This is a genomic window from Paenibacillus sp. FSL H8-0079, from assembly GCF_037991315.1.
Classification (GTDB): Bacteria; Bacillota; Bacilli; order Paenibacillales; family Paenibacillaceae; genus Paenibacillus.
This window is the reverse complement of record NZ_CP150300.1, coordinates 2,680,197-2,692,904: the sequence shown is the minus strand read 5'-3', so window position 1 is coordinate 2,692,904 and position 12,708 is coordinate 2,680,197. Positions and strand designations below refer to the sequence as shown.

At 47.2% G+C, this 12,708-nt stretch carries 11 protein-coding genes; 3 read left to right on the top strand and 8 right to left on the bottom strand.

What is annotated here, in order from left to right:
• Window positions 1-125: 125 nt before the first annotated feature.
• Window positions 126-1,208 (bottom strand): lactonase family protein, encoded by a 1,083-nt coding sequence (locus tag MHI06_RS12330; RefSeq protein WP_340401635.1) that lies wholly within the window; start codon window positions 1,206-1,208, stop codon window positions 126-128.
• A gap of 214 nt (window positions 1,209-1,422) precedes the next feature.
• On the opposite strand from MHI06_RS12330, the gene MHI06_RS12325 reads away from it, so the two are divergent.
• Window positions 1,423-2,352 (top strand): AEC family transporter, encoded by a 930-nt coding sequence (locus MHI06_RS12325; RefSeq protein ID WP_340401634.1) that lies wholly within the window; start codon window positions 1,423-1,425, stop codon window positions 2,350-2,352.
• Here the strand turns inward: MHI06_RS12325 and MHI06_RS12320 are convergent.
• The 5 genes from MHI06_RS12320 to MHI06_RS12300 form a co-directional block, all read right to left on the bottom strand.
• Window positions 2,330-2,920, bottom strand: coding sequence for a DUF2062 domain-containing protein (locus MHI06_RS12320; RefSeq protein WP_340401633.1), 591 nt, complete (start codon window positions 2,918-2,920; stop codon window positions 2,330-2,332). The two genes, MHI06_RS12325 and MHI06_RS12320, sit on opposite strands and share 23 nt — an antisense overlap.
• A 58-nt stretch (window positions 2,921-2,978) precedes the next feature.
• Window positions 2,979-3,437, bottom strand: coding sequence for an OsmC family protein (locus MHI06_RS12315; RefSeq protein WP_340401632.1), 459 nt, complete (start codon window positions 3,435-3,437; stop codon window positions 2,979-2,981).
• A 20-nt stretch (window positions 3,438-3,457) separates the two neighbouring features.
• Window positions 3,458-4,225 carry a DeoR/GlpR family DNA-binding transcription regulator gene (locus MHI06_RS12310; RefSeq protein ID WP_076330796.1) on the bottom strand — a complete coding sequence of 256 codons (768 nt, stop codon included), beginning with the start codon at window positions 4,223-4,225 and terminating at the stop codon, window positions 3,458-3,460.
• Window positions 4,226-4,362: 137 nt separating this feature from the next.
• Entirely contained in the window at window positions 4,363-5,493 is a 1,131-nt protein-coding gene (locus MHI06_RS12305; RefSeq protein ID WP_340401631.1) for an NADH-dependent flavin oxidoreductase, read from the bottom strand.
• Between the two features lie 185 nt (window positions 5,494-5,678).
• The gene (locus tag MHI06_RS12300; protein ID WP_340401630.1) at window positions 5,679-6,356 is read right to left on the bottom strand and encodes an SOS response-associated peptidase; all 678 of its coding nucleotides are present in this window, start codon (window positions 6,354-6,356) and stop codon (window positions 5,679-5,681) included.
• Between the two features lie 227 nt (window positions 6,357-6,583).
• Between MHI06_RS12300 and MHI06_RS12295 the strand changes: the two genes are divergently transcribed.
• Together MHI06_RS12295 and MHI06_RS12290 are read left to right on the top strand one after the other, a co-directional pair.
• A complete protein-coding gene (locus MHI06_RS12295) occupies window positions 6,584-7,105 on the top strand; it encodes a hypothetical protein (RefSeq protein ID WP_340401629.1) in 522 nt (173 codons plus the stop codon).
• A 43-nt stretch (window positions 7,106-7,148) separates the two neighbouring features.
• A complete protein-coding gene (locus MHI06_RS12290) occupies window positions 7,149-7,820 on the top strand; it encodes a hypothetical protein (RefSeq protein WP_340401628.1) in 672 nt (223 codons plus the stop codon).
• Between the two features lie 139 nt (window positions 7,821-7,959).
• Here MHI06_RS12290 and MHI06_RS12285 read toward each other — a convergent pair whose 3' ends face one another.
• Window positions 7,960-9,870, bottom strand: coding sequence for an AraC family transcriptional regulator (locus MHI06_RS12285; RefSeq protein WP_340401627.1), 1,911 nt, complete (start codon window positions 9,868-9,870; stop codon window positions 7,960-7,962).
• A gap of 212 nt (window positions 9,871-10,082) precedes the next feature.
• A complete protein-coding gene (locus MHI06_RS12280; RefSeq protein WP_340401626.1) occupies window positions 10,083-12,629 on the bottom strand; it encodes a glycoside hydrolase family 2 protein in 2,547 nt (848 codons plus the stop codon).
• Window positions 12,630-12,708 lie beyond the last annotated feature (79 nt).

Sequence of the window (12,708 nt, the reverse complement as noted above, 5' to 3'; positions counted from 1 at the left end):
ACAAATTCAGATAGGACGCTTTTCTTTCATCCATTTTGTGCAAGCTGTTTTTTGAAAAAACTCCGTAGTGCAGATTCCTATAGATGATTTGTTAATGTCTGCTTTCGAAATTCAGGTTTAACCTTTCACAGATATACAGGTTTCACGCATACCGGCTTGGATACACCTGTGCTGTGACCTGTGTATTTCAGACGTCCGCTCTCCTGATCCACCGTGAATGTCACGAGGTTGTTGGTATCACGGTTAGCTGCGATCAACAATTTGCCGTTAGGTGTCAGCGCAAAGTGACGCGGGTGCTCGCCTTCAGCAGATACATGCTCAACCAGTGTCAGGTGACCTTTGTCTGCATCTACTGCAAATACAACGATGCTGTCATGTCCCCGGTTAGAACCATATACATAACGTCCATCATTGGAAACTGTGATTTCCGCTGTTGTATTTTCTTTGCCATCATATCCATCAGGCAATGTGGATACGGTAGACAATTCAGTCAGTGTACCCGCTGCTGCATCATATTGGAACGAAGTAATCGAAGAATCCACTTCGTTGATGACATAAGCGAATTGACCATTCGGGTGGAACGCCAAGTGACGTGGACCTGCACCCGCATGCGTTTTGGTTTCACTGTGCAGTACAAGTTCATTCTTGTCTGCATCAATGGAATAGATCGCGATTTTATCCGCACCCAGATCCTGTACCATCATGTATTTGCCATCCGGGCTGAAGAATGCGGAGTGCACATGTGGCTTGTCCTGACGTTCAGGATGCGCACCTTGTCCTTCATGTTTCTTCTCGTCCAGAAGCGCTCCAACTTCACCGTTATCCGTCAAGGCTTGCAGACCTACTAGACCACCGTGGTAGCTGGAAAGGATCAAGTATTTTCCGGAAGGATCACGCTGGATATGACATGGTGGAGCTGAAATGGAGTTATTCCGGTTCAGCAACGTTAATTTTCCTGTAGAAGGATCAATGCTCAGAGCTACAGCTTCAGACATTTTATTGCCTTCAGCTGACGCTGTTTCACCAATCGCATACAGTTTATTACCCTCAGCATCCACGTTGACAAACGTTGGGTTTTTCACACCAGCGATGCCGTCAAGCTTGGACAAGCTGCCTGTATCCTCATTCAATTCATATGCATAAATGCCCTCATTTTCCGTTTCGGCATAAGAGCCAGCAAGTACGAGCAAGCGTTTTGATTCACTCATTACAGTTTCCTCCTCTATGTGTATGTAATCTTGTTGCACCTCTTCTATAATAAATCTGCCATATCAAAATAGCAATCCGCTGTCGCTGTACAACCGTAAAATTATCGGTTAAACAACGCGTGGAATGCACACGATCATACTGAAATCCATTCATATGAGGTGCATCTTCTGCTATGATAAGATAGGTTTTTCATCCAGAAGGGACTGAATTGCATTGCTTCACTCATTTTTACTTACGTTATACCATGTATTCCTGCCGATATCACTTCCCGTGATTGGAGGAATTCTGTTAAAACACTTCAAGAACTGGGATACCCGGTCACTCTCGACCTTTTCCCTTTATATTTTGAGCCCTGCGCTCATCTTCAATACATTACTGCATGCGGAGATTACCTGGACGGACGTCACCAGCACGTTCTGGTTCTCCATCATTAATCTGATTGCCCTCTGGGCACTCGCCGAGCTGTTAAGCCGGGTTTTCCGTCTGGGTGCAAGCGAAAAAGCGGGTCTCACCCTCGTGTCCACGTTTACGAACTGCGTGAATTACGGGCTCCCGCTTGTACTGCTTGCCTTTGGTCAACTTGGACTGGACAAGGCTTCCGTCTATGTCATTGGACAGATGATCATTGTCAATACAGTAGGTATCTTTTTTGCCGCAAGATCCCAATTCACGGTAAAAGATGCAATTCTGTCCGTTTTCCGCATGCCCTCCATCTATGCTGCTGGCATCGCCATTACGCTACGTGCGTCCAATCTCAGCCTGCCTGACGCACTCGATGGAGGCATCTCCATGCTGGCCGCAGGTTACTCTCCTGTCGTTCTCGCCATTCTGGGAGCACAGATGCTCAGACCAAAAGGTGCAACGGTGCCTTGGCTGCCCAATGTACGCCGAGCCTTCTGGACCGGACTTGTGGTCCGTCTCGCAGCTGCACCCATCCTATCCTGGCTGATTCTGACCGCGCTTCAGGTCGAGGGTACGTTGTTCAGTGTGCTGCTGATCCTCGCATCGATGCCGACCGCAGTGAACGCCGTTATTTTGGCTGAACAGTTCAATGCTTCTCCGCAATTTGTATCCCGTTGCATCCTGTGGACAACCGCTGCATCCATGTTGATGCTGCCGATTATGATTGTGATGGCTTCCTGATTAATACCGGAGGCGATACCGACGCTAGATCCGCTTGTCGGCGTTTCTCCAGCCGGCGTTCATAACGCCGGTTGAGTGCTCTGACGTAGAAGAATTTCACGACAAAGTACGAAATCACACCCAAAATGACACCAAACACAGACATGCCTGCCAGGATATCCAATCCACCAAGCAACAGTTCACTCACGGCCGACCAGTTTCCACGAAACAGTTCCATGAATGCACTCTCGTGTACCGGTCCTTGTCCCATACTGTGAGCAGGAAGAATCCATGAGCCAATTTGTTTGGCGAGCGGCATCAGAATGATAGGCAAAAACGTAAGTTTTCCAATCACGTTACCAACAATTGCTGCTGGCATCGAACCTCCAGACAGTCGCACAATGGGGTAGAATACGAGATATATCAGGGATGCGGTCGAGATGACGATCAGTTCCAGTCCGAACCCTATGGCAAATCCGGTGGATACTTTATGGGCACCTCCGGGAGCACGTAACAATTTAAGGAAATTCAGCTTCATAGCACGTGTTAAACGTACCCAGCGGTTAGTCTTGCGCTTCTGTGTGTTCATACCGAATTTCTCCTTATTTTGTACAAATGACGACTTGAATCGTCTATTCTTCAGTATATCACACCGCGTTAGCTCCAGTGATAACAATGACTGGCTGTGTCTCCATCTCGACATTACCTGCCACCGCTCGGGAGATCATGCAGGATGATTCAGCCTTGTGCGCTAAGCGCTCGGCTTTGGTTAGATCCGCCTCGGAGGCATCTTCACTGAGCACAATCCGGGGTCTATGTACGATCCGTTCGTACGTAAACACGTTATTCGTAACATCGACCGTTGCTTCCGACTCCAGCGTCAACTCATCCGGCGTAATATCCGAACGCTCCAGCATCGCTGCCAGCGTGATCAGGTAACAGGTGGAGGCTGCACCCAACAGCATCTCGTCCGGGTTGGTTCCCGTACCGGGTCCGCCCATCTCCTGCGGAATCGATATGACTGTTTTTAATCCACCTGCATCAATGGTTCCCTCACTGTTACGTCCACCATTCCATACCGCTTTCAGATGAAAAGGATGTTTCATGACATTCATTCCTTTCTGATTTACACACGTATACACGTAATATTTTGTTCGATCAATGCGCTGACTTGTTCTTCGTCTACACCCTGATCTGTAATCACTTTCCCCACACTGCTCATCTCAGCAACTCTGGTAAATGCCTGTATGTTAAACTTGCTGGAATCGGCAAGTAAAATGACCTCATCTGCAATATGAATCATCTTTTGCTTCACCAAGGCCTGTAATTCATTGGATTCACTAATGCCTTTGGTCAGATGCACACCTTTGCAAGACAAAAACACTTTATCCACATGGTAAGCATCCAGCGAACGTTCCGCCAGTGGCCCTACAAAAGACAGTGACTTCGAAGCCAATTGCCCACCTGTGGCAATCACACGAATCTGCTCCTTGTTACTCAGCTCTGCAGCAACCTTAATCGAGTTGGTTAATACCGTCAGTGGAATATTCGGCAATCCTGCCGCCATATACCACGCCGTTGTACTTGCATCCAGGGCGATCCGGTCGCCTGATTCCACCATTTTCACCGCTTCGCTGGCAATTCTGCGCTTCTCTTCTGCATGAGCTACAGCCCGTTCCGGATACGGAATCTCCGACTGTAACTCTTCCTTGTATTTCACGCTAACCGCCCCGCCATGGGACCGCCTGAGCCTGCCCGCCTGTTCGAGCTTGTCCAGATCACGACGAATCGTCTCCTCCGTCACCCCGCAGCGCTCACTAAGTTCAGTCACACGCATGCTGCCTTGCGTATCCACCCATTCCACTATTTTCTCATACCGTTCAGCTACGAGCATATTCCTTCACTCCAAACCGTTGATTATCCAGTTGATCCTGTTCCTCCATCATACCACAGTGCGATCACAAGGAGAATTTGGTCCACGTGCAAAAAGAGGGAGCTTTCGCCCCCTCCATTCCAGTCCTGAAGTGTATCTTATTTATCTTCTGCCATAGGGAACCAGCCCGGTGTGTGGATGATTGCATTCCACAATCCGTCAGGGATAACCAGACGTTCCTGATCGGATTTGGTCAGAATCGTCTCAATATCTTCTTCCCGTCCGCTCTCGATTTTCTCGACCCAATCCGGTTCGATAATCAGCTCACGTCCAATGGCAAGCAATGGCACTCCCGTTTGAAGCGCTTCAGCAGCCTCAGCAGCCGTATGAATCGCACCCACACCGATCACAGGCAATTTGCCGTTCACACGATCCAGGATGAATTCCATTCTTGAACGCGTATCTGCTTCGCCACGTCTTGGTTTGGACCAGAACTCGTTCACAGATACATGAAGGTAATCCAGGTTTTTATCTTTCAGCGCATCCACTAGTAGGTACGTTTCTTCCATCGTGAGTCCCGGTGTTTCCGGTTCTTCCGGGGAGAAGCGATAGCCAATGATGAACGGCAGTTTCGTATGTTCGGCAACAACTTTCTGAATTTCGTCCACTACAGCAAGCGGGAATGTCAGACGTTTCTCGGCACTTCCGCCCCAACGATCTTCACGTCGGTTGGAATGCGGGGAGAAGAATTGCTGAATCAGATAACCGTTCGCACCGTGAATCTCAACACCATCAAAGCCGGCTTCGATTGCACGACGTGTCGCTTCACCAAAGTCTTTGATAATGGAAGTAATCTCGGCATCGGTCAACTCTCTTGGTTCAGGAGATCCCGGACGCTCACTCGCAACTGCACTAGGAGCAACCACTTGACCCGCAGGTACGGCTTGTTCTGGTGTCAGACGGCCCGCATGGAAAATTTGCAATACGGCTACGGAGCCCTGTTGTTTAATGGTATCAGCCAGTTTCTTCAGACCAGGTATGAAGCGGTCATCATAAACGCCAAACTGAGCCGGGAAACCAATCCCAGTCTCTGTTACATGCCCTACAGCCGTAATCGACATACCAGCACCACCGGTGCGACGTGCATAATAAGCAAGTTCAGCATCGGATATCGTACCATCTGCATTAGAGGACATATGAGTCATCGGAGCAAGCACGATACGGTTTTTCAGTGTAATGCCAGTCGGTAGTGAAACTTGTTCGAACATCTGGTTAAACTTTGGATTCATTCGTGGTTCCCTCCTGATTATAAATATCTCTTTTAATAGATATATGAATATATGCGTTCGCTTACTGTAATGATTATAGTTACGTTTCACCGCAATTGCAACTCTTCATTTTCAGAAAGAAAAAAAGAGCAGAGTGTCTTCAGACTCTCCGCCTCCTCATCTTCTTCACTCTATTCATAAGATTTTCAGAAACTCCGAATGTAAGCCAGCTTCTGATCCATCTCTTCCACACATTCGAAACAGTCGTGTTCGTCATTGGCAACCATCGGTGTTACCGGATACAGATTCATTTCTGTACTGTTATAGGATTTGATCAGCGGAAGCAGCTGAGTCACTCGTGTATTGGCAGGATCAAGCCAGGTGTTGATCTCTTCTTCGGAGAGAATGGCTGGCATTTTGCTACCAAACTCGCGGGTAACCATGTTCGCCCCTGTCATAAGCATCGTGCAGGTCCGAAGCGGCTCTTTCCGTGTGTCTTTCCATACTTCGTATAAACCAGCAATGCCAAACAGGCCACGATCCGGCATGACAACACGAACCGCATAACTTTTCTTGCCCTCTTGCCGCCAGTAATACAATCCGTTGCAAGGAATGACGCAGCGCTTGGTCTCTACCAGTTTGTAATAGGAAGGATTCTCATGCACAGTCATGAGATTCGCGTTAACCGCATCGCGGCCCCAGAATGGTATGAACCCCCACCGGAACTCATCCAATACACGCTCACCATCCTGATGCAAAATAATCGGCGTATGCTGGGTTGGACTGATATTGTATCGGTTTTTGTAATAATACATCACTCGCTGAACTTTGAAATGATCTCTGACTTCGTCCAGATCGGCTGCCAATGAAAAACGGTTGCACATGCTCAAGCACTACCTTTCCCTGTGTAAGTTGGATGTATTGTTTGTAACTTTAGGGAAATTATGCATGAACATCGAACAGAAAATGACTTATTTTGACACCATTATAGTCGGATCAAGATATATTTCATATTTTTCACGACAAAAACAACGACCTCGGACTCATTTCAATCCAACTATTAATTGTTACTATAATAGAGAATAAAATACATTTATTGGAGGTTTTAAGTATGAAAAGGAAGTTTTTGATGAGCATCATGTTGTTCTCGGCGATTGCCATGTTCGGCAGTACCATCTATGCGGCAACCTTTCTAACCTATGGTTATCCCAGCACCACCATCCCCATTCGCACGTATAATTACGCCTCCGCATGGCAAATTCCAATGGACGCTTCCCTTACCAACTGGAACAATGCAGGTGCCAAAGTTCAATTCACCAAAACAAGTAACTCTCCGAACACCATCACCGCAGGAAACTTCAATAACACAGCATATGGTGTCAACTACGCCTCCGTATCCGGCAATCAAGTCGTAAGCTTCCGCATCGAACTCAATGCATCCACGATCACCCCTGACGCGACCAACTTATCCAACTTCATTCAAAGCGTATTCGTCCACGAACTCGGACACTCCGTATGGCTCGGTGACAACCCGACAACAAGCAGTCCTTCCATTATGTCTTACTCCCGCAACCGCAATTCCATGACCCAACCCCAAACCTTTGATATCAACAACGTAAGATCCAAGTACTAATCCGCTACGAACTCATTCCTAAATCCAAGGAGGATTCCTGTCCATGAACAAAAAACGAGTATTAACGCTACTTCTCTCTTCCATTTTCATTCTATCTGCTGTTGGATGTTCTTCTGTTACACCTACCGCGTCCCCGTCTGATGCACCCATGAACATTATTGCTTCTGAAGATTACCCGAGTTATGTCAGCATTGGCGACCTGTCCGAGAGAGCAAATACCATTGTGAAAGGCAGTGTGGTTGAGACTCGTGTGGAAGCTTTAAACGATATCGTACAAGCTACCGATGCTGCGAATGAAAACGAGTTAAACCCAGCGTCCGATCCGGGCGGCGAGCCGTCTTCTTTTGACAAAATCTATACGATCCACACGATTCAGGTCGCTGAATCCTATAAGGGCGGTTACACTGCCGGGGAAGAAATTGAAGTGAAGCAACTTGGCGGACAGTTGGGCAACACCGAGATTATTAATGATGATAACCTTAAGCTGATCCCTACCAAAGACTATGTGCTTTTCCTGGAAACGTATGAAGACACCCCTGCCAGCCTGCTCAACTCCGTTCAAAGTCTCTACGTGATCAAACCTGCCGCGAAATCGAACCAGCCAGGTCAGCAACAATCACAGTCAGAAGTCATTGTGAGCGCAAACCCCGAGAATGACCTCACACTGCAACTGGAGGATCTGCAAGAAATTCAGAACGAACAAAAGAAACAATAACCGATATCTCTTATACGGCATCACACCGCTATTTCATCTCCGTACAGGCAGCTCATCCCCTTCTACTGTTCAGTCCTACATAGAAATATGAAAACCGTGCTGCTCAGCAAACTGGGCGGCACGGTTTTTTTGAAGTTCCTTATTTAGACGGTGTATTAAGTCCAATAATCCATTCAGCCAAATCCTGTGTCTGTTTCAACAAGGCGATAGGGTCACGGAACCAGGATTGTTCTTCCGTCCATATGTACACTTTTCCATTTTTGATAGCAGGCAATGAACCCCAGATCGGATCTGCCTGAAGATCTTTCAATTGAGAGTTACTGGTCAGCACAATGTAATCTCCGGCATATTTCGAAAGCAGTTCTATGGAGAATTCATGATATGCGCCCTGCATCAACTCGGCTGGAATGTTCTTTGGTGCTTGCAATCCGAGCAATTCATAGATGTTACGTCCTCCCCGGCCCGACTGATTGCCAAAAATGAAGACTTGGCGATCATATTCCTGCATTACGGAGAATGTGGCGTCAGCTGGAACAACGCTTCGCACCTCCTGCTTGATTTTGGCAATCTCCTCATCGAAATCAGACAGCCACTTCTCTGCTTCCGCTTCTTTGCCAAGGACTTTACCGAAATAGTTTACTTCGTCCTTCAGTGCTGGGAAAGTGATGGATGCGATCGAAACGGTTGGAGCAATCTTGCTGTATTTCTCATAAGCGGCCTTGTCCGGATTCAATGTAATAATGAGATCCGGTTCCAGCTCCATCAATTGTTCAACGGAATCCCCTATCGTTTCAAGACCATCCATGTGACCTTCCAGATAAGGACTGTTCATTAGAAATTGGCCTCCACCAATCGGTTTGACACCAAGAGCAAGCACCGTTCCCAGATAATCTATGGCAGCAACTCGCTCCGGGTGTGCAGGAATTTCTACCTCACCAAAGGTCGTATTTACCATTTGGGTCTCCACGACTGCCGGTTGTTCGGGTTCAGCCGCAACTTCGGATGTTTCTGCCCCCTGCTGGGCTGTTCCACAAGCACTCAATGTGAGTACAAGCGCAAGCGATATGATCGCTGATTTGAAATGGTTAAACATGTTGATTTCCTCATCTCCCGTATATTGATAATGATTATCATCATCAATTAAAGGATAACGTTCCTCTCCCTCTGTTACAATGGATTCATTTGTTGCATTTAATGTACTATTCGAAACTGATTTCGAGTTTGCCTGCTGCTTCATCCGATATTGTCCGGGTGTGATGCCGGTCTCTTTTTTGAATATACGATTGAAATAGAACGGGTCCATATAGCCCACATACGCAGCAATCTCCTGTAATGGAGCTTCCGTGGATGCAAGCAAACTCCTTGCCTCACCCATTCGTAACCGAATCACATATTCTGTCGGTGTACATCCCGTCTGTTCCTTGAATTTGCGTGATAGATATTGCGGACTGTAACTCAAGGACTGGGCAAGCGAATCAAGCGAGATCGATTCCCGATAATGAGCTTTGATATATCGCAAAACCTGATCGGTAAGCGAGGGCTGCTGAACTTCGTTAAGCATGCGATTCCGCTGTAACAATACAAGCTGTACCAGTTGAAAGAAGTACACTTTGACCTGAATTTTGCCCACTTGCTCCTGTCCTGACCAGCATTTATCTATATTCCGCACAAGTTCACGTAGCTCAAGTGCATGATCCGGCGCTGTCGCCCAGGACTCTTCAAACGGATTACGCTGGTTCAGCATCATTCGGTACTCTACCAACACATTGGAGGGTAACGTTGATTTGTATAAAATCAGATGTACTTCCGTAGCCCCGGTCGCTTCAAGTGTCAGGCGCGTTCCTTTTCCCCCGTGCAGTAGCAAGAACTGGCTTGTAGACCACACCTCTTCATCCAGCCACACCTGCCCCCTGCCTTGAACATACACAAATGCACTGGTCGGTAACACATAATTTCGTATGAACTCGTTTGTTGCCAGTGATATAAGACGGACATCAAGCACGCGAACCTGAACCTGATCCCACAGCTTGATGTCATTCTGAATTCCCATATTGACTCCCTTTCCTAAGCAATCAAACACGCACAACACTCTGGCATGTGACTAAAAACCCACTTATAACTGATAATGATTATCAATTATAACAATATTAAAGCTATCTTTGAAGTCCACTTCTCTTGTAGTTAGTTTGTTTGGGTGCTCCAAAATAAAAACGGTCGAAATCTCTCATAGAGAGATCTCAACCGTTCTAATGTTAAGCCTTATTATAGTTTGATAAAGTCAACCATGGAACGAACCTGAATAAGTCCTGTATTGGAAACCGCATCGGCAGATTGCAGCCCTTCTCTGGAAGTGAACTGCACCTTCACCGGAATGCCTGGAATGAGATCGAAGAAGTTGTCCGAGAATACGCCTTCCGCTTCGGAGGAAATCCATACTTGTTTGGCAAGCACATCACTTTCCAGTTGAAGATATTTGCCATCATTTTCAGTAACTTCAGTTACTTTAATTTGTGAAGGCTGCAATGCGAGATCTTTGGATGGTGCAAAATAATGCTCCTGCACAATGTCCGCTACTCCATTCTGCTTCAGATCAATCCGCAGCAGCGTAGATGCTGCATCATGTCCTTCGAGCCATTCAGCCTGGATGAGTGACAACACCTGTTGACCCGAGTTGGAAGCCAATCTTACTTCATGCTCTTCTTCACGGTACACCGTGCCATCGAATCCAATCAGTCGAACCTGCAATTGACCCTTCACCGGCTCAAGTTGATCGGAGATGACATAAATATCTGTTGTATCTTCCTTGGTTCCGTCTACGGATACGAGCACATCGCTGAAGCTGCGTTTCGCATAATACTGCAATGCTTTCCAACGACCAAGGTAGTCCATACCGGCCCATGAAGCCACCGGCCAGCAGTCATTCATTTGCCAGTAAAGCGTGCCCATACAGAATGGTTTGCGGCGACGGTGCGCTTCAATCGCTGTCTTCATCGCTTCCGCCTGAAGCACTTGGCTCATATACAGGAACGATGGGAAATCCTTCGATTCATGCATGTACATATCCATGTACTGTTTGATCAGACGGTTACCTGCGCCATTCTTCTGATGCGCAAGCATCACTTCCGATTCCAGAGCCAGATCCTCTTCTTCCGCATAAGTCCGAACTGACTTGTACTCCGGGAAAGACTGGAATCCGTATTCACTCATGAAACGACCCACATGCACGTTATAGTTTTCAAACGGTTCTACATTGTGCCACACGCCCCAGTAGTGAATATCGCCTTCGGCTGTGGACGGGTGCGCATGTTGCTTCTCATCCCCTGTCAGTGATACAAGTGGTGAAGAAGGCCAGTAATCCACACCTGGAGCATACGCTTCAACCACTTCTGGCAGCAGATCATGGAAGATGGCTTCGTAATCGGCCCAGATGCTTTCACGCTGCTCGGCAGTAAATTCCTTCTTCCAGCCCCAGCCACCATTCTCAACATAGTGAGCCCAAGCCGAATCAATCTCGTTGTTTCCACACCAGAGTGCAATACTTGGATGATTGCGCAGACGTTTCACATTATCGATGGCTTCATGTCTCACACTGTTCAGGAACGCTTCGTCTCCCGGGTACATGCTGCAGGCAAACATGAAGTCCTGCCATACCAGGATACCGTATTCGTCGCACAGTTCATAGAAGTCATCTTGCTCATAGATCCCGCCGCCCCACACACGAAGCATGTTCATATTGGACTCGGCAGCAGATACAATCTCATGTCGATAACGTTCACGTGTAATTTCGGTGATGAAGCTATCATTCGGAATGTGATTAGCCCCTTTGGCAAAGACCGCAACACCATTTAGTTCAAAGTAAAAGGATGCTCCCGCTTCATCTTTGTCACGTACTAGCCGAATGGAACGAAGCCCAGTCTTCACTGTAGATTCAGCCACAGCTCGCTCACCTTGAAGCACTTCGGTAAGGAAGGTATACAGATGCGGATCACCAAGTCCACGGCTCCACCACAGTTTCGGTTCATTCATGGAGATTGGAATCTCCACCGTCTGAGCTCCGGGCTGTAGCGATACGGATCTTTCCCATCTCTGACCATCTGCCCCAATACGAATGACCGTATCTACCGCTTGTGATGTCTCGACTTCCACAACAGCCGTTAGTGAAGCTAAGGTAGCGCTTACTTCATTTTGCTGGATGTACACATCATTGATTCGCACCTGTGTCCAACCTTCAAGACGTGCTTCACGCCAGATACCACTGGTTACAAAACGCGGACCCCAGTCCCAGCCATAGTGATATGGAGCTTTACGAGCAAAGATACTTACTCTCTTATCGCCTAGTCCGCCAACATCGGACTGATCATTGGATGCAGGTAATGCATAGCCGAGCTTCTCCAGCTTCGGCAGGTCTTCCTGAATTGGAGACCGAAAACGTATTCGGAGAATGTTCCCGCTCCCCTTTAATACGGACTTCACATCCGCCTTCCATACCCGGAACATATTATCTGCTGATAACACATGCACATCATTCACATAAACATCCGCATATGTATCCAGACCATCAAACACCAGTTCCAGATGTTCTTGGGAGAACAACGTTTCGGCAACGTCAAATTCCGTCTGATATTCCCAATCTATTTTATCAATCCATTGTACTTCCTTCTCGTTCGTTCCATAAAAAGGATCTGGAATCTTGCCCAGTTTCAGCAAATCTGTATGCACACAGCCTGGCACCTGAGCCGGCATCCACTCTTGATCTTCGCAAGCCTTGAACGTCCAATTCTGAAAAACATGTGATTGTATTGTGCTCATGACAGCCTCCATTGTTGTTAGAGTTGGTAAACATTATTTTGTTAGGTTTTGTTAGCATAAACATAAATAACTTACAAAA

Bases quoted from the DNA above. Each gene is read 5' to 3' on its own strand.
- MHI06_RS12330 (WP_340401635.1), bottom strand. From the start codon at position 1,208: ATGAGTGAATCAAAACGCTTGCTCGTACTTGCTGGCTCTTATGCCGAA.
- MHI06_RS12320 (WP_340401633.1), bottom strand. From the start codon at position 2,920: ATGAACACACAGAAGCGCAAGACTAACCGCTGGGTACGTTTAACACGT.
- MHI06_RS12315 (WP_340401632.1), bottom strand. From the start codon at position 3,437: ATGAAACATCCTTTTCATCTGAAAGCGGTATGGAATGGTGGACGTAAC.
- MHI06_RS12310 (WP_076330796.1), bottom strand. From the start codon at position 4,225: ATGCTCGTAGCTGAACGGTATGAGAAAATAGTGGAATGGGTGGATACG.
- MHI06_RS12305 (WP_340401631.1), bottom strand. From the start codon at position 5,493: ATGAATCCAAAGTTTAACCAGATGTTCGAACAAGTTTCACTACCGACT.
- MHI06_RS12300 (WP_340401630.1), bottom strand. From the start codon at position 6,356: ATGTGCAACCGTTTTTCATTGGCAGCCGATCTGGACGAAGTCAGAGAT.
- MHI06_RS12295 (WP_340401629.1), top strand. From the start codon at position 6,584: ATGAAAAGGAAGTTTTTGATGAGCATCATGTTGTTCTCGGCGATTGCC.
- MHI06_RS12290 (WP_340401628.1), top strand. From the start codon at position 7,149: ATGAACAAAAAACGAGTATTAACGCTACTTCTCTCTTCCATTTTCATT.
- MHI06_RS12285 (WP_340401627.1), bottom strand. From the start codon at position 9,870: ATGGGAATTCAGAATGACATCAAGCTGTGGGATCAGGTTCAGGTTCGC.
- MHI06_RS12280 (WP_340401626.1), bottom strand. From the start codon at position 12,629: ATGAGCACAATACAATCACATGTTTTTCAGAATTGGACGTTCAAGGCT.